Origin of the sequence: Micromonospora sp. URMC 103 (assembly GCF_051386435.1) — a bacterium.
Taxonomy (GTDB): domain Bacteria; phylum Actinomycetota; class Actinomycetes; order Mycobacteriales; family Micromonosporaceae; genus Micromonospora.
Window position 1 is genome coordinate 418221 of the sequence record NZ_JBPQTR010000003.1, and the last position, 26999, is coordinate 445219.

General features: G+C 71.4%; 26 protein-coding genes, 2 tRNA genes and 1 pseudogene. 10 read left to right on the plus strand and 19 right to left on the minus strand.

The annotated features are described in order from the left end of the window. Nucleotides 1-37: 37 nt before the first annotated feature. The gene (locus tag ACSNOA_RS02360; protein WP_436655731.1) at nucleotides 38-847 is read left to right on the plus strand and encodes an MBL fold metallo-hydrolase; all 810 of its coding nucleotides are present in this window, start codon (nucleotides 38-40) and stop codon (nucleotides 845-847) included. A gap of 147 nt (nucleotides 848-994) precedes the next feature. On the opposite strand, the gene ACSNOA_RS02365 is transcribed toward ACSNOA_RS02360, so the two are convergent. From ACSNOA_RS02365 to gyrB, 13 genes are all read right to left on the minus strand, one after another. Beyond that, nucleotides 995-1414 carry a CBS domain-containing protein gene (locus tag ACSNOA_RS02365; RefSeq protein WP_436655733.1) on the minus strand — a complete coding sequence of 140 codons (420 nt, stop codon included), beginning with the start codon at nucleotides 1412-1414 and terminating at the stop codon, nucleotides 995-997. A 92-nt stretch (nucleotides 1415-1506) separates the two neighbouring features. Further along, nucleotides 1507-2274, minus strand: coding sequence for a class I SAM-dependent methyltransferase (locus ACSNOA_RS02370; protein WP_436655735.1), 768 nt, complete (start codon nucleotides 2272-2274; stop codon nucleotides 1507-1509). Nucleotides 2275-2460: 186 nt separating this feature from the next. Further along, nucleotides 2461-3417, minus strand: coding sequence for a serine hydrolase (locus ACSNOA_RS02375; protein WP_436655737.1), 957 nt, complete (start codon nucleotides 3415-3417; stop codon nucleotides 2461-2463). A gap of 198 nt (nucleotides 3418-3615) precedes the next feature. Continuing rightward, nucleotides 3616-4260: a hypothetical protein gene (locus tag ACSNOA_RS02380; protein WP_436655739.1), complete on the minus strand. Its 645-nt coding sequence runs from the start codon at nucleotides 4258-4260 to the stop codon at nucleotides 3616-3618. An 11-nt stretch (nucleotides 4261-4271) separates the two neighbouring features. Then, complete coding sequence (locus ACSNOA_RS02385) at nucleotides 4272-4769, minus strand: sigma-70 family RNA polymerase sigma factor (RefSeq protein WP_436655741.1); 498 nt, start codon at nucleotides 4767-4769, stop codon at nucleotides 4272-4274. Between the two features lie 169 nt (nucleotides 4770-4938). Further along, on the minus strand, nucleotides 4939-5595 hold the full coding sequence (locus tag ACSNOA_RS02390; protein ID WP_436655743.1) for an HAD family hydrolase: 657 nt from the start codon (nucleotides 5593-5595) through the stop codon (nucleotides 4939-4941). 31 nt (nucleotides 5596-5626) lie between these two features. Further along, nucleotides 5627-6019: a VOC family protein gene (locus ACSNOA_RS02395; RefSeq protein ID WP_436655745.1), complete on the minus strand. Its 393-nt coding sequence runs from the start codon at nucleotides 6017-6019 to the stop codon at nucleotides 5627-5629. Nucleotides 6020-6168: 149 nt separating this feature from the next. Continuing rightward, nucleotides 6169-6244 (minus strand) — tRNA-Ala (locus ACSNOA_RS02400). A gap of 47 nt (nucleotides 6245-6291) precedes the next feature. Then, entirely contained in the window at nucleotides 6292-6420 is a 129-nt protein-coding gene (locus ACSNOA_RS02405) for a DLW-39 family protein (RefSeq protein ID WP_436655747.1), read from the minus strand. A 42-nt stretch (nucleotides 6421-6462) separates the two neighbouring features. Then, nucleotides 6463-6536: transfer RNA gene (locus tag ACSNOA_RS02410), tRNA-Ile, on the minus strand. A 141-nt stretch (nucleotides 6537-6677) separates the two neighbouring features. Then, complete coding sequence (locus ACSNOA_RS02415) at nucleotides 6678-7553, minus strand: DUF3566 domain-containing protein (RefSeq protein ID WP_436655749.1); 876 nt, start codon at nucleotides 7551-7553, stop codon at nucleotides 6678-6680. 4 nt (nucleotides 7554-7557) lie between these two features. Beyond that, nucleotides 7558-10077 (minus strand): DNA gyrase subunit A, encoded by a 2520-nt coding sequence (gene gyrA, locus ACSNOA_RS02420; protein ID WP_436655751.1) that lies wholly within the window; start codon nucleotides 10075-10077, stop codon nucleotides 7558-7560. 128 nt (nucleotides 10078-10205) lie between these two features. After that, entirely contained in the window at nucleotides 10206-12152 is a 1947-nt protein-coding gene (gyrB, locus tag ACSNOA_RS02425; RefSeq protein WP_436655753.1) for a DNA topoisomerase (ATP-hydrolyzing) subunit B, read from the minus strand. Nucleotides 12153-12702: 550 nt separating this feature from the next. Here gyrB and ACSNOA_RS02430 point away from each other — a divergent pair. Further along, the gene (locus ACSNOA_RS02430; RefSeq protein ID WP_436655755.1) at nucleotides 12703-13284 is read left to right on the plus strand and encodes a hypothetical protein; all 582 of its coding nucleotides are present in this window, start codon (nucleotides 12703-12705) and stop codon (nucleotides 13282-13284) included. A 159-nt stretch (nucleotides 13285-13443) separates the two neighbouring features. Here ACSNOA_RS02430 and ACSNOA_RS02435 read toward each other — a convergent pair whose 3' ends face one another. Further along, nucleotides 13444-13911: a MarR family winged helix-turn-helix transcriptional regulator gene (locus tag ACSNOA_RS02435; protein WP_436655757.1), complete on the minus strand. Its 468-nt coding sequence runs from the start codon at nucleotides 13909-13911 to the stop codon at nucleotides 13444-13446. A 94-nt stretch (nucleotides 13912-14005) separates the two neighbouring features. Between ACSNOA_RS02435 and ACSNOA_RS02440 the strand changes: the two genes are divergently transcribed. Then, complete coding sequence (locus tag ACSNOA_RS02440; RefSeq protein WP_436655759.1) at nucleotides 14006-14230, plus strand: hypothetical protein; 225 nt, start codon at nucleotides 14006-14008, stop codon at nucleotides 14228-14230. A 323-nt stretch (nucleotides 14231-14553) separates the two neighbouring features. Here the strand turns inward: ACSNOA_RS02440 and ACSNOA_RS02445 are convergent. The 5 genes and pseudogenes from ACSNOA_RS02445 to dnaA all read right to left on the minus strand — a co-directional run. Further along, nucleotides 14554-15138 (minus strand): annotated as a pseudogene (locus ACSNOA_RS02445) (DUF721 domain-containing protein); the annotation flags it as partial. A gap of 106 nt (nucleotides 15139-15244) precedes the next feature. Further along, nucleotides 15245-16375 carry a DNA replication/repair protein RecF gene (recF, locus tag ACSNOA_RS02450; protein ID WP_436655761.1) on the minus strand — a complete coding sequence of 377 codons (1131 nt, stop codon included), beginning with the start codon at nucleotides 16373-16375 and terminating at the stop codon, nucleotides 15245-15247. Nucleotides 16376-16391: 16 nt separating this feature from the next. Next, a complete protein-coding gene (gene gnd, locus ACSNOA_RS02455; protein WP_436655763.1) occupies nucleotides 16392-17264 on the minus strand; it encodes a phosphogluconate dehydrogenase (NAD(+)-dependent, decarboxylating) in 873 nt (290 codons plus the stop codon). Nucleotides 17265-17302: 38 nt separating this feature from the next. Then, nucleotides 17303-18436, minus strand: a complete 1134-nt coding sequence (gene dnaN / locus ACSNOA_RS02460; protein WP_436655765.1) for a DNA polymerase III subunit beta — start codon at nucleotides 18434-18436, stop codon at nucleotides 17303-17305. A 784-nt stretch (nucleotides 18437-19220) separates the two neighbouring features. Further along, nucleotides 19221-21284 carry a chromosomal replication initiator protein DnaA gene (gene dnaA, locus ACSNOA_RS02465; RefSeq protein WP_436655767.1) on the minus strand — a complete coding sequence of 688 codons (2064 nt, stop codon included), beginning with the start codon at nucleotides 21282-21284 and terminating at the stop codon, nucleotides 19221-19223. A 391-nt stretch (nucleotides 21285-21675) separates the two neighbouring features. Between dnaA and rpmH the strand changes: the two genes are divergently transcribed. The 7 genes from rpmH to ACSNOA_RS02500 all read left to right on the plus strand — a co-directional run bounded on the left by rpmH (nucleotide 21676) and on the right by ACSNOA_RS02500 (nucleotide 26982). Next, complete coding sequence (rpmH, locus tag ACSNOA_RS02470; RefSeq protein ID WP_013289388.1) at nucleotides 21676-21813, plus strand: 50S ribosomal protein L34; 138 nt, start codon at nucleotides 21676-21678, stop codon at nucleotides 21811-21813. 36 nt (nucleotides 21814-21849) lie between these two features. Then, a complete protein-coding gene (rnpA, locus tag ACSNOA_RS02475) occupies nucleotides 21850-22263 on the plus strand; it encodes a ribonuclease P protein component (protein WP_436655769.1) in 414 nt (137 codons plus the stop codon). A 44-nt stretch (nucleotides 22264-22307) separates the two neighbouring features. Then, nucleotides 22308-22553, plus strand: coding sequence for a membrane protein insertion efficiency factor YidD (gene yidD / locus ACSNOA_RS02480; RefSeq protein ID WP_436656191.1), 246 nt, complete (start codon nucleotides 22308-22310; stop codon nucleotides 22551-22553). Continuing rightward, a complete protein-coding gene (yidC, locus tag ACSNOA_RS02485; protein WP_436655771.1) occupies nucleotides 22550-23533 on the plus strand; it encodes a membrane protein insertase YidC in 984 nt (327 codons plus the stop codon). Before yidD ends, yidC begins: the two co-directional genes overlap by 4 nt. Before the next feature lie 216 nt (nucleotides 23534-23749). Further along, entirely contained in the window at nucleotides 23750-24346 is a 597-nt protein-coding gene (locus ACSNOA_RS02490; RefSeq protein WP_436655773.1) for a protein jag, read from the plus strand. 103 nt (nucleotides 24347-24449) lie between these two features. Continuing rightward, the gene (rsmG, locus tag ACSNOA_RS02495) at nucleotides 24450-25193 is read left to right on the plus strand and encodes a 16S rRNA (guanine(527)-N(7))-methyltransferase RsmG (RefSeq protein WP_436656193.1); all 744 of its coding nucleotides are present in this window, start codon (nucleotides 24450-24452) and stop codon (nucleotides 25191-25193) included. A gap of 496 nt (nucleotides 25194-25689) precedes the next feature. Continuing rightward, a complete protein-coding gene (locus ACSNOA_RS02500) occupies nucleotides 25690-26982 on the plus strand; it encodes an AAA family ATPase (RefSeq protein WP_436655775.1) in 1293 nt (430 codons plus the stop codon). The last annotated feature ends 17 nt before the right edge of the window (nucleotides 26983-26999 follow it).

The window sequence follows — 26999 nt, forward strand, 5'->3', positions numbered from 1 at the left end:
ATGGCGCGGTCGTTCCCGGGTACCGAAACCCGTGGAGGTGGGCGCGTTGGCAGAGCAGCCGGAGGTCATGTTCGTCGGTACCGCCACGACGGTGCTGCGCATCGGCGGGTTCACCCTGCTCACCGACCCGAACTTCCTGCATCGCGGGCAGCGGGCGTACCTCGGCAAGGGGATGTGGTCGCGACGCCGCACCGACCCGGCGCTGCGGATCGCCCAGCTTCCGTCACTGAACGCGGTGGTCCTCTCCCACCTGCACGGCGACCATTTCGACCGGGTGGCCCGCCGGGAACTCGACCGCGCGCTGCCGATCGTCACCACGCCCGCGGCCCAACGGAAGCTGCGCCGCTGGGGGTTCCGGGCTGCCGAGGGGCTGCCCACCTGGCAGTCGCACGAGCTGCACCGGGACGGCGAGACCCTCCGGCTCACGTCGATGCCCGGCCAGCACGGCCCCGGTGCCCTCGACCTGCTCCTACCCGACGTGATGGGCACGATGGTCGACCTCCTGCGCGGCGGCACCCGGCAGTTCCGCCTCTACATCACCGGTGACACCCTGAACCGGCCGCAGCTCGCGCAGATCCCCGAGCGGTACCCGGACATCGACGCGATGCTCATCCACCTCGGCGGCACGAAGGTCGCCGGGATTCTGCTCACGATGGACGCACGGCAGGGCACCGACCTCGTGGAGCTGATCCGGCCGAAGCTCACGGTGCCCATCCACTACGACGACTACACGGTCTTCCGCTCACCCCTGGCGCACTTCGTGGAGGAGGCGCGCCGCCGGGGCGTCGTCCAGGAGGTCCGGACGATCGCGCGCGGCGAGACGGTGCCGCTGACCCCGCCCGCCTGAGCGACCGGCCCACGGTCGACGGGTCGTCGCGGGCGCTGTCGAGCTGCCCCACGGGCAGCCCGGGAATGGCCGGCGTCGCGACACCCGTACGCCGATCGCCGCCCCGGCCCGGTGCCGGCGGCGGCGATCGGTGGGGCGTCGGGGCGGTCAGGCGCGCTCGGAGATGGCCTCGATGAGGTCGCCGACCGGGCGCTCCGGCAGCGAACGGGCCACGTCGGCGACGGCCACGATGCCGACGAGCTGGTGGCCGTCGATCACCGGCAGGCGGCGTACCTTGTGCTGCCCCATCGTCCGCAGGATCTCGGCCGCGTCGTCGTCGGCGCCGATGGTCACCGCCTCGCCCTGGGCCAGCTCGCCGGCGGTCACGTTGGCCGGGTCACGGCCCTCGGCCAGCACCTTCACGACGATGTCGCGGTCGGTCAGCATGCCCTTGAGCCGGTTGTCGTCACCGCAGATCGGCAGGGAGCCGACGCCGAGCTGGGCCATCTGCTTGGCCGCGGTACGCAGGTCGTCCTGCTCATGGATGCAGGTCACGTCGTTGGTCATGATCTCGCGTGCGGTCGGCATGGCACACACCTCACTTCCGGGGGTTGTTGCCGTTTCTCCTACCCCGGCCCGCCCGCGCCATGCGGAGATGGCGCGGGCAGCGGGGGCGACCGCTACAGGTCGCGGCGCCGACGGGCCAGGTGGACGGTGATGTCGGCGTCGACCTCGACCGTCCCGGGCAGCACCCGCTCGATCCGGCCGTACACCTGCTCCTGCTCGGGGGCCGGCAGTTCGAGGTAGGCCGAGACGGTCGAGAGAAGACCCACGTAGTCGCGCGCACCCAATGTGAGGCGTCGCTCGATCACGGCCTGCCGGACATCGGTGAACCACTCCGACCGCTGGAGCTCCGACCCCGGCCACTGCAGTTCCCGATCCGGCGGCGTCCCGTCCGGCGACGGAACCTCGTCGGTGTCGAGGAACGGCGCCCGCGCCGCGCGCACCGCCTCCTCGACGGCCGGGTCGGCCAGCCGCAGCGGTCCCCCGAACGAGGCGAACACGCCGCCCGGCTCCAGCAGCGCGGCCACCCGCGACCACCGCCCCCGCGGGTCCGTCCAGTGCAGCGCCGCCGCCGCGTAGACCAGCTCGTACCGCTCGCCCGGTCCCAGATCCTCGAACGCGGCGCGCACCGGCCGGACGGTCGCCGGCACGTGCCTCCGCAGCTCGGCGAGCATGGCGCCGTCGGGGTCCGTCGCGGTGACCGTGGTGCCTGGCCGGGCGAACAGCCGGGTCGCCTTGCCCGTCCCCGCGCCGATCTCGAGGGCGGTCCGGAGCGGCCGACCCGCGTACGCCGTCACCAAATCGAGAAGCGCCACGGGATAGCCCGGCCGGAACCGTTCGTACGCCCGCGCCACCGCTCCGAAACTCAGTGCGCGACCAGACATGCCGAGCATCGTGGCACGATCGCCGCCGTCGACCCGGCCTTCACCGGGCCGAGGTGCTGTTCAGTTTCGAGAGCCTGGCGGCGTACGAGCGTTACCGCGCCCGGTTAGGCACCGACCCGGAGTTCGTGGCAGCCGACCGACTGAACCGTCGGACGACGGCTGGCCGCGCCGTCCGACGGCGACCGTTCACGCCGCCGCCGTGGGAATCTTCCGCAGTTCGCCGAGGGTGTACCTGGCCACCGTCTCGACCATCCGGACGCCGGCCGCCTGCGTCTCGTGGTGGTTGGAGAGCACCGCCACGAGCCAGTCGTGCCCCGGCTCGACGAGCCGCCCGATCGTGTTGACCTGCCAGAGACCGTCGTCGGCGGAGACCGTGTCCCACCCGTTCTTGACGTACACCCCGGTGGTCGCCGCGGTGGCCGCGGCGGGAACTCCCCAGTCCTGCTCCTCGTCGACCTGGCTCATGAGCTCCAGGAGGTAGCTCCGGTTGTCCTCGTCCAGCGGGCCGTTCTCGTCCGTCAGCGAGGTGAGGAGACGGATCTGGTCGGCCGCGGTGGTCGTGGTCATCCCCCACGACGTGTTGGCCGTGGTCTCCTTCATGCCGAACGTCCTGTTCGCCGAGGTCAGTCCCGGCTTCCGGCCGATCCGGCCGTACAGGGCGGTCGCCGCGACGTTGTCGCTCGCGGTGATCATCTTCTTGGCGTTGCGCCGATCGGTCCCGGTTATCTCGTCGTTCCGCTGCTGCGCCCGCAGCAGCAGGGCGGCCAGGATGTCGACCTTGACGATGCTGGCCGTCTGGAAGCGGGTGGTGCCGACCGTGAGCGTGACGTCGGACGTCCGGTCCTTCACCGCCACCGTGAGGTGGCCGTTCCCGACCCGCTCCACGTACGCCGCGACCCGCCTCCGGGCCGCCCCCAGGTAGTCGGGCGTCGGACTGGGCGTGGGCGAGGCCGCACCTCCCCGACCCGCCGTCCGGGGCGTGGACGCGTCGTCGTCGCCGCCGGACAGCCGCCAGACGGCGCTCGCCTCCGCCACGCCGCCGCCCGTGAGGGTCAGCGCCGCGACAGCCAGCAGCCCGCGACGTGACAGGCCGCACCCGCTCGCTCGGCCCGCGCCGTCGTTGCGTCGCCGACGAGTCTTCATGAGGGTCCCCAATCGCATGACGCCACAGACGGCGCACCCCTAGAGACGGAGGTGCCGTACCGAGGGGTTGCGTGATGCGAGCCACCGGCGCGGCGGCCCGTCGGGCGCCACGACCGTGGAGCCGGCGCCGCCGACGGCCGATGAGCGGGCCCACTCACCGACCGTCATCCGCATCGTCGCGGGTCTCCTACGACGGGGTCAGGAGCCGGGCACGAACTCCTCGTCGGACCGGCAGCTCATCGGGTCGTCGTTCGACACGAGGAACTGGCCGACCTTGTTGAACTCCTCGCCTCCCCGCACGTTGAAGACGCTGAAGTAGAGGCGGCTGTTCTTTGGCATCTCGCGCGGCGTGATGACGAGGACGTACTCCTTGGGCGACCCGTCGGGCCCGTCGATCCGCTCGGTGCCGTAGACCTCGTCGGCCTGCGGCAGTTCCGCGCCCTTGGGCGTGCACAGGGCGTGGGCCTTGACGACGGCGGGGATACCCGCGTCGGTGAGCGCCGTCTGCAGACCCGCCGGATCCAGGAACTTCTTGTAGTTCAGGGTCAGCTTCACCGTGCTGTCCGGCTGCTGGGCCAGCGTGAACCCGGCCGGCACCATCGTGGTCGTGCCGCCGCCGGCCGTGCCGCCGCCGGCCGGGGCCGCGGCGGGCGGCTGGGTGGCCATCGGCAGGGCCAGCGAGAGCGCGGCCACCGCCGCGAGGCCACCGCCGGCCGCCACGCCGAACAGGCCACGGTTGCGCCGCCGCGCCCGGCCGCGCTGCTCGATCGCCTCGACCGGACGATCCATCCGTACGTCGGAAAGGGTCTGCTTCACCGCGCCCAACACCTCATCGTCGTTCATGGTCCAATCTCCTAACTGGCCACGGGCACGAGCTGCGCCCGCAGGGTTGCGGTGGCACGGGACAGATGGACGGCCACGGTCCGGGCGGAAATGCCCAACACCTCGGCCACGGCCTTGGTGTCCAGGTCGAGCCAGATGCGCAACACGACCACCTCACGCTGCCGCTTCGGCAGCCCGCGGACGGCGGTCAGCAGGGCGTCGTCCATGCCGAGCCCGTCGTCGGCGAGCTGCGCCCGGTCGTGGCCGTCGAGGGCCACCTCGCGTCTGCGCCGCCGCCACCAGGACACCCGGAGGTTCAGGGCGGTGCGCACCACCCACGCCGCCGGGGCCGGATGCCGGCTCACCTTCCGCCAGGAAGCCCAGGCCCGCGCAAACGCCTCAGCGACCAGGTCCTCGGCCAACGCGCGATCGCCCGTACCGGCCAGCACGGCGCGCAGGCAGTCGTCCCGAGAGCGCTGGTAGAAGTCCGCGAAGTCCTTCTGTTCACGTTCCACACCCGGCTTACGCACCAGCGCCCCGATCCATTTACCGCGACCCGGAGAAAAACGACGGGCCCGCCACGCACGATAGCGTGGCGGGCCCGGGACGCAGATGGGCGTCTAGCTGGGGAAACGGCCGGCTCGACCAGGGTGGGCGAGCGTGGCCGTACGGGTGGCGGTAACCCGCGGTGCCGGCGAACTAGCCGCTTGCCGCGTTGTGCTTCGCCACCAGACTCGGGAGCTCGCCCAACGAGTCGATGCGGAACAGGCACTGCTCGGACACGGCCGGCATGTCGAGGATGTAGCCCCACGGACCGCGCCGGATCAGGCAGGTCTTCATACCGGCCTCGACGGCCGGGCGTACATCGTTGTCCGGCCGGTCGCCGACGTACAGGATCGACGAGGCGTCACCACCGCCCTCCCGGACGACGTGCGCGAAGAAGGCCGGTGACGGTTTCGCCACGCCCCAACCGTGCGACGTGCCGATCACATCCACGGGCAGGGCGAGAGCACGGAGCATCCCCTCGGCATGCGCCGGCTGGTTGCCGGCCAAACCCACGAACAGGCCCTGCTCCTTCAAGGAGGCGAGGCACGATCGCGCGTCGGGGTAGAGATCCTCTTCGCCGAACGACTCCGGTTTGCCAGCGGCTGCTCGGCGTTCGAGCTCGACCGCGAGATCGAACCCTGGCCGGAAGACCCGGAACGGTTCCTGCCAGTCCAGACCCCGGGCGATCGCCGCGCCGAAGACCGCCGAAAACGTGTGCCGTGGGACGCCCAACCAGTCCGCCCAGGTCCCGAACTCGCGGGACTCGTCGAGGATCGTCCCGCCGATGTCGAAGAAGACCGCGTGGATCACGTGCGTTCCTCCGTCAGGGTCGCCGCGCGTCTCAGCCGAGCTGAGTTGGTGTAGCCGTGGCCTCCCACGTCGTCAGGCAGAACGGGTGGCCAGCGGGGTCTGCGTAGACGTAACACTGTTCGCTGTTGGGCTGGAAGTCGTACTTTGTCGCTCCGGCAGCGAGCACGCGGGCCTCGGCGGCGTCCCGGTCCACGACCATGAAGTCGAGATGCATCATGATCGACGAGGTGGGGTCGGGCCAGGCGGGTGGCGTGTATCCGGGCACCGTCTGGAAGTTGATCCGCCCGGCCGGGCTCAGCACGCAGGCCCAGCCGTCGCCGGCGTGTGTCAGGGTTCCGCCGGTGATGCTGGCGTAGAACTCCGCCAAGCCGACGGCGTCCGGGCAGTCCAGCGTGACCGCGCTGAGCCTGATCTCGTCGGACATGTCGCCTCCTGTGGTCCGGGTCGGGCGGGTGCTCGGCAGGCCCGCACCGATGCGACGACCAGCACGCTCGACAAGCCCGGATGTCGGCGAGGAGGGCACGGCGTGACCGATTGGCTGCACCCGGACCGGAGATCAACCAAGGAAAGTGCTGGTGGAGCCCAGGGGACTCGAACCCCTAACCCCTGCCTTGCAAAGGCAGTGCTCTGCCAGTTGAGCTAGGGCCCCGAGGGCGGCGTTGCCGCCGGTGTTACTGGCCGCCGAGGCGGAGCGCCTCAGCGCAGGTCGGGGGCGGTGGTCGCCTCGTGCCAGAGGGCGCGCTCGTCGTTGGACGCCTTGATCCTCTTGGCCACGACGGCGGCCACGCCGACAACGCCGACCAGAATCAGAAGCTTCTTGACCATGGGGCGACCCCTCGCGCTCGGCTGCCGTCGGACGACGTGCGGTGGGGCTAGCTGGAATCGAACCAGCGACCTCAGAGTTATCAGCTCTGCGCTCTAACCGACTGAGCTATAGCCCCGCGATGCGACGAGCAAGGTTAACCCATCCGCGGGTGCCGCCCCAAATCGGGGTGCGCCCGCGCGCCGCCGTCGCGTCGAACCTACCGGAGTACGGAACGCCGGGGCGACCGCTTTCCGCGGCGCCCCGGCGTCCGGTTGTCTCAGTCGCGCTCGGCGAGCGTCAGCTCGATGCCGCCGACCAGGTCGGCGCACACGTTGTAGACGAACGCCCCGAGCGTGGCCAGCGCCGTGAACAGCACGACGTTGACCAGGCCGATGAGGGCCGAGCTGAGGATCACGCCCTTCGCGGTGATCTGGAAGCCGTCCGTGCTCTGCCCACCGCCGGCGTTGACCAGGTCGGTCAGGCTGTCGTTCACGCTCTGGAAGACGCCCATGGCGTCGAGCGCGAGGTAGAGCACCGAGGTGGCCACCACGACCACGATGAAGAGCACCACCGAGACGGCGAACGCGAACTTCATCACCGACCAGGGGTCGATGCGCTTCAGGTTCAGCCGGGCCCGCCGGGGTCCGCGGGACGCGGCCGAGCTGACCGAGGTACGCGCGGCGCGTACCGCGTCACCGACCCGAGCGGCCCCCACCGCGGCCGCGTTGCCGATCCCCGGTGGCAGGCCACCGCCGTTCGGTGTCCGGCCGGCACCCGGGCGGGTGGCGTCCGCCGCACCGCCGATCCGTGGCTGGGTGCCGGTCGTCCCACCCACGGACACGCCGGCCCGGACCGGGATCTGCTGGGTGCTGGTCGGACGGGCCGCGCCGCCGCCCGCCGTCCCGGCAGCGGCGGCGGACTCGGCCGGCACGGCTTCCGTCTTGTCACCGGAACCCGCGTCGTCGGTCGGCTTGTCGGGCGGAGGAGTCATCCCGGGGGCCCGGGTGAATTTCGGGGCAGGCGCGTCGGCGGGGACCGTTGCCCGGCCCACGGCCGCGCGGCCGGTCGCTGGTGTGCCGCCCCCTGCGGCCTCCTCATCGACCGGGTTGGCCGAGGTCCCCGTGTTCCCCGACTTCGCCTGTGTCTCCGTCATTCAACTAGTCCTGTTCGTCAGGCTCGTCGGCATTGCGAGCAATCGCCACGATAGTCACGCCGTCCGGAAGGTCCATCAGCTTGACCCCCATTGTGTTCCGGTCACGCGTACGGCGTACAGGCTTCACCGGAGTCCGGATGACACCACCGTTGCTGGTGATCGCGAACAGCTCGTCGTCCGGGTCGATCACCACCGCGCCGACCAGACCACCACGTCGCTCAGTGATCTTCGCAGTCAGCACGCCCTTACCTCCCCGGCCCTGCACCGGGTATTCCTCGATGGGGGTACGTTTCGCGTATCCCCCGTTCGTCGCCACCAGGACGTCCATGCCGGGCCGGACCACCTCCATGGCCAGCAGCACGTCGTCCTCGGTGAAGCGCATCCCGATCACGCCCGAGGTGGCCCGGCCCATCGGCCGCAGCGCCTCGTCGGTGGCGTTGAACCGGATCGCCTGCGCCTTCTTGGAGACCAGCAGCAGGTCGTCCTCCGGGCCCACGAGGGCAGCACCGACCAGCTCGTCCTCATCGCGCAGGTTGATCGCGATGATGCCGCCGGACCGGTTGGAGTCGAACTCCTCGAGGCGCGTCTTCTTCACCAGGCCGTTCTTCGTGGCCAGTACCAGGTAGGGAGCCACCTGGTAGTTCGGGATTTCGATGATCTGTGCGATCTGCTCGTCCGGTTGGAACGCGAGCAGGTTGGCCACGTGCTGGCCCTTGGCCACCCTACTGGCTTCCGGAAGCTCGTACGCCTTCGCCCGGTACACCCTGCCCTTGTTGGTGAAGAACAGGATCCAGTCGTGTGTCGAGCAGACGAAGAAGTGGCTGACGATGTCGTCCTGGCGCAGCGAGGCACCGCTCACGCCCTTGCCGCCGCGGCGCTGAGACCGGTACTGGTCGACCTTGGTCCGCTTGGCGTACCCCGTCCGGGTGATCGTCACGACGACGTCCTCGCGGGCGATGAGGTCCTCCATGGAGACCTCGCCGTCGAACGGCACGATCTGCGTACGCCGGTCGTCGCCCCACTTGGCGACGATCTCGCCGAGCTCTTCGGAGACGATCCGCCGCTGGCGCTCGGGCTTCGCGAGGATGTCCTTGAGGTCGGCGATTTCCAGCTCGAGCTTGGTCAGGTCGTCCAGGATCCGCTGCCGCTCGAGCGCGGCGAGGCGGCGCAGCTGCATGTCGAGGATCGCGGTCGCCTGGATCTCGTCGATCTCCAGCAGCCGGATCAGGCCCTGCCGGGCGTCCTCGACGGTGGGCGAGCGCCGGATCAGGGCGATGACCTCGTCGAGGGCGTCGAGGGCCTTGGCCAGACCGCGCAGGATGTGCGCGCGCTCCTCGGCCTTGCGCAGGCGGTACGCCGTCCGCCGGCGGATGACCTCGACCTGGTGGTCGACGTAGTAGCGGATGAACTGGGCCAGGTTGAGCGTGCGCGGCACCCCGTCGACCAGCGCCAGCATGTTGGCGCCGAAGGTCTCCTGGAGCTGGGTGTGCTTGTAGAGGTTGTTGAGCACCACCTTGGCGACCGCGTCGCGCTTGAGCACGAGCACCAGCCGCATGCCCGTACGCCCCGACGACTCGTCGCGGATGTCCGCGATGCCGCCGAGCTTGCCCTCCTTGATCAGCTCGGCGATCCGCTCGGCGAGGTTGTCCGGGTTGACCTGGTAGGGCAGCTCGCTGACCACCAGCGCGGCGCGGCCCCGCTGGTCCTCCTCGACCTCCACGACGGCGCGCATCCGGATCGAGCCCCGCCCGGTCCGGTACGCGTCCTGGATGGCGGCGGTGCCGACGATGAGGCCGTGGGTCGGGAAGTCCGGACCCTTGACGATGCCGAGCAGCGCCTCGAGGGTGGTCGCCTCGTCGGCGTCCGGGTGCTCCAGGCACCACTGCACGGCCGCGCCGATCTCGCGCAGGTTGTGCGGCGGGATCTTCGTGGCCATGCCGACCGCGATGCCCTCGGAGCCGTTGATCAGGAGGTTCGGGATCCGCGACGGCAGGATCGTGGGCTCCTTGGCCCGCCCGTCGTAGTTGTCCTGCAGGTCGACGGTGTCCTCGTCGATGTCCCGCAGCATCTCCATGGCCAGCGGGTCGAGCTTGCACTCGGTGTACCGCATGGCGGCGGCCGGGTCGTTGCCGGGCGAGCCGAAGTTGCCGTTGCCGTCGACCAGCGGGTAGCGCAGCGACCAGGGCTGCGCCATCCGCACGAGCGCGTCGTAGATCGCCGAGTCGCCGTGGGGGTGGAACTGACCCATGACGTCGCCGACGACGCGCGAGCACTTCACGTAGCCGCGGTCCGGCCGGTAGCCGGAGTCGAACATCGCGTAGAGGATCTTGCGGTGGACCGGCTTGAGCCCGTCCCGGACGTCCGGCAGCGCGCGCCCGACGATGACGCTCATCGCGTAGTCGAGGTAGGAGCGCTGCATCTCCACCTCGAGCCCGACCGGTTCGATCCGGTCGTGCGCGACCACGGCGCCGGCGGCCTCGGCGGCCTCGGGCTCGTTCGGTGTGGACTCGGGGGAATCGGTCACTGTTTACCCTTATCAGACTCAGAGTCGTTTTCGTGCTGTGGATAACCGTTGTGGATACCGGCCAAGCTGTGGATAACTCTGTGGACCGGTGGCCGGCCGGTGGAGCCCGGCCGGCCATTCGGTGACCGTCAGATGTCCAGGAACCGCACGTCCTTGGCATTGCGCTGGATGAACGACCGGCGCGCCTCGACGTCCTCGCCCATGAGGACGCTGAAAAGCTCGTCGGCGGTTGCCGCGTCGTCGAGAGTGACCTGACGCAGGGTACGGGTCGCCGGGTTCATCGTGGTCTCCCACAGCTCGGGATAGTTCATCTCGCCGAGACCCTTGAACCGCTGGATGTCGTCCGGCTTGGCGTTCGGCTTCTGCTGCTGGCGCAGCGCGATCAGCCCGTCGCGCTCCCGGTCGGAGTACGCGTACTGCGCGTCGTCGCCCTTCTTGTTCCACTTGATCTTGTAGAGCGGCGGGGCAGCCAGGTAGACGTGCCCCAGCTCGACCAGCGGACGCATGAAGCGGAAGAGCAGGGTGAGCAGCAGCGTCTGGATGTGCTGGCCGTCGACGTCGGCGTCGGCCATCAGCACGATCTTGTGGTAACGCAGCTTCTCGATGTCGAAGTCGTCGTGGATGCCGGTGCCCAGCGCGGTGATGAGCGCCTGGACCTCGTTGTTCTTCAGCACCCGGTCGATCCGGGCCTTCTCCACGTTGAGGATCTTGCCGCGGATCGGCAGGATCGCCTGGGTCCGCGGGTCGCGCCCCTGCTTCGCCGAGCCACCCGCCGAGTCGCCCTCGACGATGAAGACCTCGGACTCCCGCGGGTCGGTGGACTGGCAGTCGGCCAGCTTGCCCGGCATCGAGCCGGACTCGAGCAGCGACTTGCGTCGGGCCAGCTTGCGCGCCTGCTGGGCCGCGATCCGTGCCCGCGCCGCCTGCGACGCCTTCTGGATGATGGTCTTCGCCTCGGCCGGGTTCCGGTCGAACCAGTCGACGAGCCACTCGTTGCAGACCCGCTGCACGAAGCTCTTCACCGGCGTGTTGCCGAGCTTGGTCTTGGTCTGCCCCTCGAACTGCGGGTTGGCCAGCTTCACCGAGATGATCGCGGCGAGCCCCTCGCGGATGTCCTCGCCGGAGAGCTTCTCGTCACCCTTGAGCAGCTTCCGGTCGGTGCCGTAGCGGTTCACCACGCTCGTGAGCGCGGCCCGGAAGCCCTCCTCGTGCGTGCCGCCCTCGTGGGTGTTGATCGTGTTGGCGAAGGTGTAGACCGACTCGCCGTACGACTCGTTCCACTGCATGGCGATCTCGACCGACATCCCCTCCTCCTCGGCGCCGAACTCGACCACCGTCCGGTGGATCGGGTTCTTCGAGGCGTTCAGGTGCCGGACGAAGTCGGCGATGCCGCCCTTGTAGAGGAAGGTGACCTCGCGCTGCTTGCCCTCCTCGCCATCCGCGACCCGCTCGTCGAGCAGGTGGATGGTGAGCCCGCGGTTGAGGAAGGCCATCTCCTGCAGCCGGCGGTAGATGGTCTGGAAGTCGAAGTCGACCGTCTCGAAGACGCTCGGGTCGGGCCAGAAGGACACCGCCGAGCCGGTACGGTCGGTCTCCTCGCCCTTCTCCAGCGGGCTCGGCTTGGAGTTGGCGTAGCTCTGGCGCCAGAAGAAGCCGTCCTTCTGGATCTCCACGAACATCCTCGTGGAGAGCGCGTTCACCACGGACACGCCGACGCCGTGCAGACCGCCGGAGACCGCGTACGCCTTGCCGTCGAACTTGCCGCCCGCGTGCAGCACGGTCAGCGCCACCTCGACGCCGGGCTTCTTCAGCTTCGGGTGCAGGTCGACCGGGAAGCCGCGGCCGTTGTCGGTGACGCGGACGCCGCCGTCGGCCAGCAGCACCACGTCGATCGTGTCGCAGTAGCCGGCCAGCGCCTCGTCGACCGCGTTGTCCACGACCTCCCACACGAGGTGGTGCAGGCCCCGCTCGCCGGTCGACCCGATGTACATACCGGGCCGCTTCCGGACGGCCTCCAACCCCTCGAGAACGGTGATCGATTCTGCGCCGTACTGCTGATTTTCCTGCGCTGCCACCCTCGGCCACTTTCTCGCCCCGTCGGCGCCGGGCAGGCGCGTCTGGTGCGGGTTCGGCGGACAGGACGCGACGTCGGCGCGGACCGGTGCCGGAAGGATTCCGGTCACGGGTCGGTACGCGCCGTTCGCCGCGGTTGCCCGCGGATCGCGATCGGCTCGACCCGACGTGGACAATGATCGCGGGCCCTTTCCGGGGCCCGTGTCCGTCGCTCCGCACCGGGTCTTCGTCTCTGTATCAATCTTACTGGGTGCTGGCGGTTAAGCCGCCACTCGGCACCCTCGCAAACGGGCTCAGAACTCCGTAGCCGGCCGAATCGTGCCGCCCACGACTCCCCCTACACGCCAGCCTCCGATCGAGGTGCGGTGCCGCCGGGCGGGTGCACCCGCTGCCGGGCGGGTCGGGGGGTACCGGAGCGCACGGTGGTGCCGTACGTTGGCGGCGGTCCCGGATCCGGTTCGTTCCCCTCCGAGCCCGACTTGATCTTTTGCGAGCGGAACCGGACGATCGACCCGATCGACCCCCACACGTGCTCTTAAGAGGTGACCCCAGATGGGGCTGGACAACGTCGCGGTGCACTGGCCGCGGACCGGCCGCTTCTACGATCCGGTCGCACCGGCCGAGTTCGTCGACTTCGGCGAGATCGTCGACCTGCCACGGATCTCCGCGCCGACAGCCGCCCTGGCCGAGCTGATCGCCAAGACCGGCACGGTCCGGGCGACCGCGTACACCGAGCTGGTGGACCTGCTGCTCGGTCTGGACGGTGTGCTCTACGCCACTGACGCGGCCGCCGAGGACGAGGACCCGGTGATCGACCCGGACGGCTGCGCCTGGATCGCCGACGGCATCGAGCGGTTCGTGGCCGGCCACCGTGAGCACGGCGAGGCCGTGACGTTCGAGTCGGTGAGCGCGGTGCTGCGGTCGCTGCTGGGCGACGGGCGCCTCGCCGAGCAGCAGTTGCGCTGGCTGGACGGGCGGCTCGACGCGCTGCGCGACGAGCGCGGCGAACCACCGCAGTGGGACTTCACCTGCGCCGAGCTGGGTGTGCTGGCCGCCTTCTACCGGCGCTGCGCCGACCGTGGCTTCGCCGTCTACGCCGAGTCCGAGGCCCCTCGACGGGCCACGCACTCCTGAGAACGCCGGCAGCCGGACGGGGCGCACGGGCCGCGGGCGGCGGGGCACGGGCCGCGGGCGTCGGCCCCGCGGGCTGCGGCCCCCGCGGGCTGCGGCGCACGGGCGTCGGGCGCACGGGCCGCGGGCTACACGGGCCGCGACCTCACGGGGCGCGCGCCGCTAGCCGACGGGGCCCGCGCCGGCGCGGTTCGCCGCCGCGATGACCTCGGTGAGCGCGCTGTGCAGCTGCCGCAGATCCGCGAGCGGCATACCGAGACGCGCCACGATCGCCGGCGGGATCTCCTCGGCCCGGGCGCGCAACGCCTGCCCGCTCGCCGTCAGCGTGACGGCGAGGCTCCGCTCGTCTGCGGGATCCCGCTCGCGGCGCACGTAGCCGTTCGCCTCCAGCCGCTTCAGCAGCGGTGAGAGCGTGCCCGGGTCGAGTTGGAGCAGCCGGCTGAGGTCGCGCACCGACAGCGGGGCGTGCTGCCAGAGGGCGAGCATCACCAGGTACTGCGGATGGGTCAGGCCCATCGGCTCCAGCAGGGGGCGGTAGACCGCCACGACGCTGCGCGCGGCAACCGACAGCGCGAAGCACACCTGCTCTTCCAGCGCCAGCGGGTCCCCGTCGCCCAACTCGTGATCCACTGCTCGACCCCCTCCTCGACCGGCTGCTATGGTACCGACGTTTGGTACACCAATGGTTGGTACCCCAATCGTTGGCGGATGGAAGGCGGGCGGCATGGGCGACGACAAACCGGTCCGGGCGCCGGGCGAGGGCGGACCGTTCTGGCGGTGGGCGTACCGGTACCTCGCCGGACCCGCCGAGGTGCAGGGCGCGATCTACGGCGGCTCGGCCGAGGCGCGCGAGATGTGGAAACGCGACCTGGAGAACCGCAAGCGCTACAGCCGGGAGCAACGAGAGCGCAGGCGGGCCGCCCGCGAGGCCCGGCGCGGCGGGGCCTAAAGGTGGGGCTTGAAGGGCGGTGCGTGACGCGGGCGTCGCCCGTGGGGCCGCGCTAGGGCCGCCCGGCCGGCGGCTCCCCGCTCCGGCACACCTCCTCGCGGGCCGTCGCCCACGGCCGCCCCCAAGATCCGCACAACATCAGGGATGTTGCTGTCTCCGGGGGTGCGGCAGGGGACAACTACAGGGAAGTTGCGCGGATCATGGGCGGGCCGGCCCCACCGGCCCACCGGCCCACCGGCCCACCGGGCCGCCCGGGCCGCCCGGGCCGCCCCACCAAGCCGGCCGGGCCACCCCAACCGGGCCGCCCCGGTCGGGCCGGCCGTTCAGCCGTACGTGTCCCGGGGGCCACGGCCGCGCACCCGGCGGGGCCCGCGCGACCAGGACGGCGCCGCCGGGCCGTGGATGTGCAGCTTGCGCACGACGTTGTGGCCGACCTCGCGCGCGATCTGCTTGAGCAGCGATCCCGCGAGCAGGCGCAGCTGGGTCGCCCACGCGGTGGACCGGGCCTCCACGGTCAGTTCGCCGTTCTCCAGCTTGACGGGGCGGCTGTGCTGCGCCACCTCGGGCCCGACCACCCGCTCCCACGCGCCGAAGACGGTCGCCTCGGCTGCCTGCTGCTGCCAGCCGCGGGCCTTCACGAGCCGGTCCAGCACCGCGCCGAGCGGCTGCGGGTCGCGCGGGTCCGGGCCCGGGCCGGAGTAGCCGCGCAGCCGCCGCTCTCCGCCGCCGGCACCACCGGACCCCGCCCGCGGGCGGCTCTTTCTCGCGGCCTCCCGCCGCGCCTTCGCGGCGTCCAGCACCGCACGTGCCAGCTCCGGCCCAGACGGACCGTCCCCCTCGCCGCCGGCCCCGGCATCGCCGCCAGCCCCAGCCCCGGCCCCGCCGCCGGTTCCGGCACGCGGCGCCGCGCGGTCACCGCCCTCGGTTCCTCCGGCGGCGGTACGCGCACCGCGTCCCCCGGTCGAGGCGGCGCGGCTCGGTCCGCCGGCCCGGCCGGTGGCGGTCCGGTCCGGTTCATCCGACACGGCGCACCGCCCCCTCGCCCACCTCGTACCGAGCCCCCTGCAGGGTCGCGGGGACGTCGTCGTCCACGGCACACGTCACGAGCAGTTGGCTCGCCCCGCCGACCAGCTCGGCCAGCCGGTCCCGCCGCCCGGCGTCCAGCTCGGCGAAGACGTCGTCGAGCACGAGCACCGGCTCGATGCCGTCGGCGCGGAGCAGGTCGTAGCCGGCGAGGCGCAGCGCCAGCGCGAACGACCAGGACTCACCGTGGCTCGCGTATCCCTTGGCAGGGAGCGGGCCGAGCGTGAGGGCCAGCTCGTCCCGGTGCGGGCCGACCAGGGTGGTGCCCCGCTCGATCTCCGCCGACCGGGACTCGGCGAGGGCCGTGGTCAGCGCCTCGGCGAGCACCGCCCGGTCGCTCGTGTCGGGAAGTTCCACCGACGGCCGGTACGCGATCCCCGCGGCCCCGCGCCCGGCGGCCACCGCGTCGTACGCCTTCGCCACGTGCGGCGCCAGCGCGGCGACCAGCTCCAGCCGGCCGGCGAGCAGGTCCGCGCCGTGCTGGGCGAGGTGGGCGTCCCAGACGGCGAGGGTGGAGAGGTCACCGCCGCGCGACCCGCCCGTCTTGCGGGCGAGGTACGAGGTGCGCAGCAGGGCGTTCCGCTGCTTGACCACCCGCTCGTAGTCGGCCCGTACCCCGGCGAACCGCGGCTGGCGGCTGACCAGGAGGTCGTCCAGGTAGCGGCGGCGCTCGGCCGGGTCGCCCCGCACGAGCTCCAGGTCCTCCGGGGCGAAGAGCACGAGCCGGAGCGCGCCGAGCACGTCCCGGGCCCGGCGGGCCGGTGAGCGGCCCAGCCGGGCCCGGTTCGCCTTGCCCGGGACGATCTCCAACTCGACGAGAAGCTCCCGGCCGTCGTGCACGATCGCGCAGCGGATCACCGCCGAGGCGGCGCCCATCCGCACCAGCGGTGCGTCGGTGGCGACCCGGTGGCTGGCCAGGGTCGCCACGTAGCCGAGTGCCTCGACCAGGTTGGTCTTGCCGACGCCGTTGGCGCCGGTCAGGACGTTCGCCCCCGGTTCGAGGTCCACGTCGACCCGCTCGTACGACCGGAAGTCGACCAGTTCGAGCCGGCGGACGTACACGGGCTGTGGATGCCGGTCAGCGCTTGCGGACGGCGTGCCCGCCGAACTGCTGGCGCAGCGCGGCCACGGCCTTCATGGCGGGCGAGTCGTCCTGACGGGAGGCGAACCGCGCGAAGAGCGAGGCCGTGATGACGTTCAGCGGCACGGCCAGCCGGATCGCCTCGTCGACCGTCCAGCGGCCCTCGCCCGTGTCCTCCGTGTAGCCGCTCAGCTCCGACAGCTCCGGGTCCTCGTCGAGGGCCCGGTCGAGCAGGTCGAGCAGCCAGGAGCGGACCACGGTGCCCTCGCGCCACGACTTGAACACGCCCGGCACGTTGGTGACCAGCTCGGAGGCGGCCAGCAGCTCGTAGCCCTCGGCGTAGGCGTGCATGAGGCCGTACTCGATGCCGTTGTGCACCATCTTGGCGTAGTGCCCGGCGCCCACCGGGCCGGCGTGCACGAAACCGAACTCCCCGGCGGGCTTGAGCGCCTCGAAGATCGGCATGAGCCGCGCGACGTGCTCCTCGGCGCCGCCGACCATCAGCGCGTACCCGTTCTGCCGGCCCCAGACGCCGCCGGACACGCCGACGTCGATGTAGCCGATGCCCTGGTCGTTCAGTCGCTCGGCCCGGGGCGCGTCGTCGCTGAACCGCGAGTTGCCGCCGTCGATGATGATGTCGCCCTCGCCGAGCACCCCGGCGAGCTCGTCGATGGTGGCGTCGGTGACGCCGGCCGGGACCATGACCCAGACGGCCCGCGGCGACTCGAGCTTCTCCGCCAGCTCCGCGAGGGAGGCGACGTCGCTCAGCTCCGCGTTGTGGTCGAAACCGACCACCTCGTGCCCGGCGGCACGCAACCGCTCGCGCATGTTGCCGCCCATCCGGCCGAGACCTACCAGGCCGAGCTGCATCTGTACTTACCTCCGGTGCGTGGGTGTTGCGGGTGCGATCAGCGGGAGACGCGGATCGGCATGATGAGGTACCGGTACCCGGGCAGGACCTCGCCATCCTCTCCCGCGGGCGAAATCACCGCGGGCTTGAACGCGTCGACGAACGAGAGCACGGCGGTCTGCGCGCCCAGGTTCGACAGGCCGTCGATCAGGTACTGCGGGTTGAAACCGATGGTCAGCGCGTCGCCGGTGAAGGAGGCCTCCATCGCCTCACTCGCCCGCGCCTCCTCGGAGCCGCCGGCCTCGACCACCAGGCCGTCGGCGCTGAAGCTGAGCAGCACCGGGGTGGTCCGCTCGGCGACCAGCGCCACGCGCTTGACCACCTCGATCAGGGTGCTGACCGGCACCCGGGCCTCGGCATTGTGGTTCGCCGGGAAGAGCGAGCGGACCGGCGGGTAGTTGGCGCCGTCGAGCAGGCGGCTGGTGGTCCGCCGGGTCCCACCGGCGAAGCCGATCATCCCTTCGCCGGCGCCGCCCGTGGCGAGCGCCAGGGTGACCTCACCGCCGAGCGGGCCGAGGGCCTTGGCCGTGTCGTGCAGGGTGCGCGCGGGCACCAGCGCGTTGATGCTCACCTCGGGGTCGTCGGGGTTCCACTGCATCTCGCGCAGGGCCAGCCGGTAGCGGTCGGTGGCGAGCATGGCGAGGGTCCCGCCGGACAGCTCGATGCGGACGCCGGTCATCATCGGCAGCGTCTCGTCCCGCCCGGCGGCCACGGCCACCTGGGCGACCGCGGCGGCGAAGGCCGCGGCGTCGATCGTGCCGGCGCTCTCCGGCATCTCCGGGAGCGACGGGTAGTCCTCCACCGGCATGGTGGGCAGGGTGAAGCGGGCGCTGCCGCAGACCAGCTCGAGATGGGCACCCACGGCGGCGATGTCCACCGGCTTGGCCGGCAGCGCCTTGGTGATCTCGGCGAGCAGCCGGCCGGAGACCAGCGCCGCACCGTCGGCGTCGCCCTGGACCTCGACGGTGACCTGGCTGGAAACCTCGTAGTCGAACCCGGAGACCTGCAGGGTGCCCTCGGTGACCCGGAGCATCACACCGGCCAGCACCGGAACGGACGGCCGGTTGGGCAGGCTCTTCGCGGTCCAGGCCACGGCCTCGGCGAGCGCGTCGCGCTCCACTCGGAACTTCATCAATGCCTCCGCGTCGACGTCAGCGACAACTCTCTCATGCCGACCGCTGCCTGCCGACCCGCCTGACCGTGCGGGTACCCATCGCACCTTAGGGCGCGGGGGCATCGGCTGTGCGCCCGACCCCGTCCCGGGAGTCGGTGCTCACCGCCTGCTCGGCAGCGTCCGGCCCAATCCACAGAAAGTCCAACGGTGATGATTGGTTTTTGTTCTTTCAGAAGAGATAACTCATCGTCTTCATCGCACCTGTGCAAACTGTGGAGAACCGGCGTCCGCGCAGGTGGGACACGTTATCCACCGGTGTTCTCGCTGTGGAGAACCGGGGTGCAAACCCGTGTCGTGGTCCACAGCCCCCGTCCGGACGCGAGTTGTCCACCGCTGTCCACCGGTTGTCCACCGGTTGTCCACGGACTTTCTCCCCAGGCCTGTGGACCGTCCGGCTCGTCACTCCGGCCGTCATCCCCAGAACCTTCAACAGGTCGCCCACAGGTCGACCGTCATCGGTGGATGACGAGGACCGTTGTCCCCACCCGTCCACACCCTGTCCCCAGGGGTCGTCCACAGGCTGTGGGTAACCGGCGGCGGACGGACGGTAGTTATCCACCGTCGGTGGACAACGGGGTGTGGACAACGAGCGGCGGCGGTGGACGGACACGGCCCGATCGTGCGGGCTCGACCGGCTCGAGGGTCAAGCGCGTCGGGCTGTGGACAAGAAAAAAGCCCGGCCGTTGCCACGGCCGGGCGGGCGGATCGCGAGCCTCGGGGCGCCGGGAGGCTCGCGTACGCCTCAGGTGTTCTGCTTGATCCGGTTGGTCAGCTCGGCGATCTGGTTGTAGAGCGAGCGGCGCTCGGCCATCTGCTGACGGATCTTGCGGTCGGCGTGCATGACGGTGGTGTGGTCGCGCCCGCCGAACGCCTGCCCGATCCGGGGCAGCGACAGGTCGGTCAGCTCCCGGCAGAGATACATGGCCACCTGACGGGCGTTGACGAGGACCCGCGAGCGGGAGTGCCCCCGCAGGTCCTCCAGGCTCACGCCGAAGTAGTCGGCCGTGGAGACCATGATCTGGTCCGCGGTGATCTCCGGGCCGGCGCCGTCCGGGATGAAGTCCCGCAGCACCTCCTCGGCCAGCGACAGCTCGACCGTCGACCGGGTGAGGCTCGCGAACGCGGTCACCCGGATCAGGGCGCCCTCGAGTTCGCGGATCGAGTTCGACACCCGCGAGGCGATGAACTCCAGCACGTCCGGCGGCGCGAAGAGACGCTCCTGCGCCGCCTTCTTCTGCAGGATCGCGATCCGCGTCTCCAAGTCCGGCGGCTGGATGTCGGCCAGCAGGCCCCACTCGAACCGCGTACGCAGCCGGTCCTCCAGCGTGGCGAGCTGCTTCGGCGACCGGTCGGAGGTGATCACGATCTGCTTGTTGGCGTTGTGCAGGGTGTTGAAGGTGTGGAAGAACTCCTCCTGCGTCCGCTCCCGGTTCTCCAGGAACTGGATGTCGTCGATGAGGAGGATGTCCACGTCCCGGTAGCGCCGCTGGAACGCGCTCGTCTTGTCGTCCCGCAGCGAGTTGATGAAGTCGTTGGTGAACTCCTCGGTCGAGACGTACCGGACCGAGCGGGCGTTGCCCAGGGTCGTGGCGTAGTGCCCGATGGCGTGCAGCAGGTGGGTCTTGCCCAGCCCGGAGCTGCCGTAGATGAAGAGCGGGTTGTACGCCTTCGCCGGCGACTCGGCCACCGCGACGGACGCCGCGTGCGCGAACCGGTTGGACGAGCCGATGACGAACGTCTCGAACATGTACTTCGGGTTGAGCCGGTTGCCGCCCGTGTCGGCGCCGGGCAGGCGGCGGTCGTCGCGCATGCCCGGCCGGTGGTCGGGACCACCGCGGCCGGGCCCGCTGTCCGTGCCGCCGTCGCGGGGCAGCGGGCGGATGACGTGCTGGTCGCGCGGCGAGCCGGCGTCCTCGCGGTAGCGGGGGTCGAACGCCCGGGTGTCCGGTCCCGGCGGGTCCAGCCGGGCGGCCTGCTCGTCGAAGCCGCGGCGCTCGGGCGCCGGCCGGGGGGCGGGCGGTGGCGCCGGTTCGGCGAAGGCGGTGCTGAACAACGCCTCCTGGGCGTCCCGGCCGGTGGCGGGTCGTGCCTCGTACGGGCCGACGCCGGCGGGAGCCGCCAGGCCCGGATGGTGCGGGTCGCCGAGCGGCGGCGGTTCCGGCGCGCGGTCGGCCTGTGGCTGCTCCGGGATCGGCAGGAGCGGCAGGCCCGGCCCGACCGGCTCGTCGAGCAGGGTCGGTGGCCCGACCTCCGGGTCGAGTGGTCCCGTCTCCGGGGTGCTGCGGTAGACCGTGCCGGCGGGGCGGCCGCCAGCATCCTCGGCGACCCGGACGGTGACGGCCACCTGGATCGGCCGGCCAAGCCGGCGCGTGAGTGCCTCGGTGATCGCGGGCCGCAGCCGCGACTCGATCACGTCCCGGGTGAAGGCGTCCGGCACGGAGAGCAGCGCGGTGTCCTCGACGATGGCGCGCAGCCGGGTCAGTCGCAGGTAGGCACGCTGCTGGGCGGAGATGATCTCGTCGGCGAGCTCGTCCGTCGTCGCCGTCCACACCGCGGCAAGGTCGGTCGTACCGGCCACCGTCGTGCCACCCCCTCGCCTCTGCTCCCGGCCGCCGCTGTCTCCAGCGGGCCGTTCCGGGCCGCCGCGTTCGCGCGGGTGGCCCTCACCACCCGAACGGCCGACCAGTCGTCCACAAGTTATCCACAGCCTGTGTACCGACGATTGTGGCCGTTCGTCGGACGCGGGTGGGACCTGCCCCCTGCCTGAACGGGCGCTGAAGCGGGTACACCGTGCCGAACGATTCACTACCTTGTCCGGTCTTGCCGGCCGGCGACGACCGCACCCCCGGACGCCGACCGCAATCGGGCACGGTAACAGCGTTGTCCCTGAGCCATCAACCGGCGACGCGTCCCCGCCGTTGTCGGTATGAGTGAAAACCGCCGCTTCGGTCGTCGGCGCGTCCGGGTGGACCCGCGCTGCCCTGTTTGACGGTCATTGCCCCCCTGCGTAGGCTGGAGCGGCTGCTCTCACGCCCTCTGCTAGGGTGATGGGTGCTTGCTGTCCGCGACCACCGCCCGGCCCCACCGAGGCCCGCGTCGCCGGGCAGCGCCGATCGGAGGCCACCGCGAGTGGCCTGGACCACCATCGACTCCGGGTCCTCACCACCCCGGGACGTACGACATACGGAGAGCCTGACGTGAGCAAGCGCACCTACCAGCCGAACAACCGCCGGCGCGCGAAGACCCACGGCTTCCGGCTGCGCATGCGCACCCGGGCCGGTCGCGCCATCATCTCGACCCGTCGCTCCAAGGGCCGCGCCCGCCTGTCGGCCTGAGGCCGACCGGGGCAGGTCCGGGGGACGTGGGCAGTCGTGCTGGCGGCCGCGCAGCGACTGCGGCGCAGCACTGACTTCGCCGCAGCGGTTCGTGGTGGCCGGCGCGCCGGCCGTGGCGCCGTCGTGGTGCACCTGAACCTGCCGATCTCCCCCGAAACCACGACAGACACCTCGCCGAAGCCGGCGCGGAGCACCGGTACGGAGCAACCCTCCGCACCGACCCGCGCCGGCTTCGTCGTGTCCAAGGCCGTGGGGCCCGCCGTCGTCCGCAACCGGGTCCGTCGCCGCCTGCGCCACCTCGTCCGCGAGCGGCTGGCCGGGCTGCCGGCGGGCAGCACGCTGGTCGTCCGGGCGCTCCCGGCGGCCGCCGACGCGTCGTACGCGCGGCTCGGCGCCGACCTGGACGCCGCGATCGTGGCGGCCCGGGCACCCCGTGGACGGCGTCGGTGAGCGCCGGGCCCACCGTCCCCCGGCCCGGCAGCGCCGCTGCCCGTGTGCTGACAGGGCCCATCATCGCGTACCGTCGGTGGATAAGTCCGGCACTGCCGGCCCGCTGTCGGTTCTACCCGTCGTGCAGTGCGTACGCCCTCGAGGCGGTGGCCCGGCACGGCGCGGTCCGAGGAGCCGGCCTCGCGGTCCGGCGGTTGTTGCGCTGCCACCCCTTCCACCCAGGTGGACATGACCCGGTGCCGGAGCCGGGCGGTCGCCGCCGTGCCGATGTGACTGGAGCTCCGAATTGAGTCTCGACTGGGTCTACTACGCGATTTCGTGGATCCTGCTGACCTGGCATTCCGCATGGGACGCCATCGGAGTGCCGGTCGACGCCGTGATCGGGACGAACTTCGCCTGGATCCTGGCGATCATTTTCCTGGTGGTCACCGTCCGGGTGATCCTGTTCCCGGTCTTCGTCAAGCAGATCAAGTCGCAGCGCGCCATGCAGGCGTTGCAGCCCCAGCTCAAGGCGCTGCAGGAGAAGCACAAGGGTGACCGGGAGACGCTCCAGAAGGAGATGATGGAGCTCTACCGGAAGGAAAAGGCCAACCCCCTCATGGGCTGCCTTCCGATGTTCCTCCAGATTCCGGTCTTCCTGGGTCTCTTCCACGTCCTCCGGCGGCTCGACCCGGCCAAGCAGGCCAAGACGCTGTACGGCTGGTCGGTCGACCAGTTCGACAGCGCCTCCAACGCGAAGCTGTTCACCGCCCCGATCGCCGGCAAGTTCCAGTCGACCGCCGACGAGCTGGCTCGGCTCGGCGCGAACGGCACCACCGTCAAGATCATCGCCGGCGTCCTGGTCCTGGTCATGATGGGCACCACCTACCTCACCAGCCGCCAGATGATCCTCAAGACCGGCTGGGCCGAGGACCCGCAGCAGCGCATGATCCAGCGCCTGATGCTCTACGGCATCCCGCTCTCCCTGCTCGTCTCGGGCGCGATCTTCCCGATCGGCGTGATCATCTACTGGGTGACCAACAACCTCTTCACCCTCGGCCAGCAGCAGTGGGTGCTGCGCAAGTACCCGCCGCCGGTCACGGCCACCAGCAAGGCCACCTCGGGTGCCCGCGGCCCCGTTCAGCCGGCCCGGAACGCCGGCCTGTTCGGCCGCGGCAAGCCGGCCCCGCAGCCGCCCGCCAAGGCGACCGCGCCGAAGATCGCTGGGCCGAAGCCGGGTGCCAAGCCGGTGAACCCGAAGAAGGGGCGCCCCGCCAAGCGGCAGGGCTAGCGTGACTCCGGGCCGCCGCGTGGGAGACCGCCGGCGGCCCGTTCCGCACCGTGCAGCCGCCGTACGGCCGGCGCCGGGCGGAATGCACCGCGCACGGCGCGGGCGCGGGCGACACTGCCCGTACAGACGTGCCCGTGGGGCAGCGGCGACCACCCGCCGGCCCTCGGGAGACCAGCGGACCCGACGGTCCGGCCGAGCGAGTACGGAGATGAGACCGTGACCGACACCAGCATCCCCCGCGCCGACGAGTCCCTGGAGGAGGGGACCGCCCCCGTCGAGGCGAACGACGACAGCGACGTGGAGGCCGAGGAGACCGGCGCCGAGGCGGGGCGGGAGAAGAAGGCCCCGGCCGACAGCGACCTGTTCCGGCAGAGCGAGATCGCGGCCGACTACGTCGAGGGCCTGCTCGACATCCTCGACTACGACGGCGACATCGACGAGCTCGTCTCCGGCGGGCGTCCGGTGGTCGAGGTCGTCGGCGGCCGGCTGCAGAGCCTCGTGGGCCAGCGCGGCGCCACCCTGGAGGCGCTCCAGGAGCTGACCCGCCTCGCCGTCTTCCGGCAGACCGGCACGCCGAGCAGGCTGCTGCTCGACGTCGGCGGCTACCGGGCCACCCGCCGCAAGGAACTCGCCGCGGTGGCGCGCAACGCCGTCGAGAAGGTCAAGGAGTACGGCGAGCCGGTGCGCCTGGAGCCGATGTCGGCCTTCGAGCGCAAGTGCGTGCACGACGTGGTCAACGCCATGACCGGGGTGGAGAGCGAGTCCGAGGGTGTCGAGCCGAACCGGCGCATCGTCGTCCGGCCGGTGGACTGACGGGGTGACCCACGACGACAACGCGGTGGACACCGCGGCCGGCCCGGGTGGCAACCCACCCGGGCCGTCGGCTGTCCGGCGCGGATCGCAGAGCGACCCCTCGCTGGCCGGCGCTCCCGATCCCGCCGGGGCCACCCTGCCGCCCGAACTGGCCGACGCGGCCCGTGCGCTCTTCGGCGACCGCCTCGACCTCGCCGCCGCGTACGCCGAACTGTTGGCGACCGACGGCGTGGTCCGCGGCCTCATCGGCCCCCGGGAGACGCCCCGGCTCTGGGACCGGCACCTGCTGAACTGCGCCGCGGTAGCGGAACGGATTCCCGAGGGCGTGGAGGTGTTGGACGTCGGTTCCGGCGCCGGCCTGCCCGGCCTGGTTTTGGCGATCGCCCGCCCGGACCTGATGATCACCCTCGTCGAGCCGCTCGCCCGCCGCACCTCGTTCCTCACGGAGGCGGTCGACGAACTCGGCCTCACCGGGACCGTGCGCGTGTTCCGGGGACGGGCCGAGGAGGCGGCAGCCGGCACGGCTGAGACGGCTCCGCTACGCGGCGACGTGGTCACGGCACGCGCCGTCGCGCCGCTGGACCGGCTCGCCGCCTGGTGCCTGCCCCTGACGGTCGTGGGCGGGCGGCTGGTGGCCCTGAAGGGCGCCTCGGCCGCCGACGAGATCGCGGAGCACGCGGCCGCCGTCGCGAAGCTCGGCGGCGGCGAGCCCACCCTGCATCGGTGCGGCGTAGGTGTGATCGAGCCGCCGACGACTGTGATCGAGGTCGTGCACGAACGGGTGGTGGCCCCCGCCCGTGCGACGGTTGGCCGCAAGTCGCGAGGCGGACGGGCTCGCCGGCGCTGACGCGCGCGGCGTTTCCGATGCGAGCTCACCCCGGCCCGCCCGTCCCCATGTCGGCCGGCCCGTTTCCTTGTCGCGCGGCCCTCAGCCGTCAGCGATGAGGCGGGCTGGTTGTCACCAGCGCATGGGACGTCGACCGCGATCTTCGCCGACCTGCGTGTCGCAGACGTTGTGACGCCGATCGCCCCGCGGGAGGACCTACCGGCCGTCCTCGCCACGCCCCTGACCGTTGACCAGCGCCTCCGCCACGGCGGCGGCTTTCTCGACGGGTGGTTACGTCGTTGAACGGGTGCGGGTGGAGGAAAGGGATCAGAACCCGACGTGGACCCGCCGCGCCCGTCCACCGTAGGCTGGCCGCGCGTCGATAGTGTGGAGCGGGCGGCGACGGTCGTTGACGGAGCCGGTCGCTCCCGCCGGCCGCAGGCACCGCGGGGGGCACGCGCGGGTGTGGCCAGTTGACGGGTGCGGACCGACCATCCGAAGCGGGCAGGGATGACAGGTGCATGACGACGGCAGGTACGACGACCCACGCACGAATGGGTCGGCCAACGACCATGTTTCACGTGAAACCGGCTACTCCGGTTGGTCAATCGACGAGCCCTCGCGAACTGCGGATCCGGGACTGCCGGTGGGCGGCATGACGCCCGGCTCCGACGCCGTCGAGCCTCCGGCGATCCGCCGGGCGGCGGACGCCGCCTCACGTCCCGCGAACGCGCCGGCCGACGGTCGGCCGGATGGCACCCGCCGGAACGCCTCGGCCTCGGCCCGATTCGAGTCGGCGGTGCCGCAGCAGCCGACCCCCGACACCGCGCGGGACGCCGCCCCGGTGACCGTGCCGCCCGGCGTACCGGTGGCCGAGCCGTACCCGGACGCTGCCGTTGACCCGTCGTTCGTTTCACGTGAAACGGCCGAAGACGATGACCCACCGTTGGCAATGGAGGCGATGCGCGCCGTGCAGATCCTGAACCCCAGTGGCGAGGTGACGATGCCTCGACCGGAGCGGACCCGGGTCATGTGCGTCGCGAACCAGAAGGGCGGCGTGGGTAAGACGACCACCACCGTCAACCTGGCGGTGGCCCTCGCCCTGCACGGCAACCGGGTGCTCGTGATCGACCTCGACCCTCAGGGGAACGCGTCGACCGGGCTCAACGTGCCGCACCACACCGGTGTGCCGGACGTCTACGACTGCCTCATCAACAGCCTGCCGCTCGAGGACGTCGCCCAGGCGGTGGAGGGCATCCCCAACCTCTGGTGCGTACCGGCCACCATCGACCTGGCGGGCGCGGAGATCGAACTGGTCTCGGTCGTCGCCCGTGAGTCCCGGCTGGCCCGCGCCATCACGGCGTACCCCGGGCACTTCGACTACGTCTTCATCGACTGCCCGCCCTCGCTCGGCCTGCTCACGGTGAACGCCCTGGTGGCGGCCCAGGAGGTGCTCATCCCGATCCAGTGCGAGTACTACGCGCTGGAGGGGCTGAACCAGCTGATCAACAACATCAACCTGGTCCGGCAGCACCTCAACCCGAGGCTCGAGGTCTCCACGATCCTGCTCACCATGTACGACCGGCGTACGCGCCTGGCCGACGCCGTCGAGCAGGACGTCCGGAACCACTTCGGTGACAAGGTCCTCCGCGCGGTGATCCCTCGCAACGTACGTGTCTCCGAGGCGCCCAGCTACGGGCAGTCCGTGATGACCTACGATCCCGGATCGCGGGGCGCCACGAGCTACTTCGAGGCGGCGCAGGAGATTGCCGAGCGCGGGGTCAAGGAGCCGGTGGGCCGGAATGCGTAGCGTGGACGAGGCGTCGG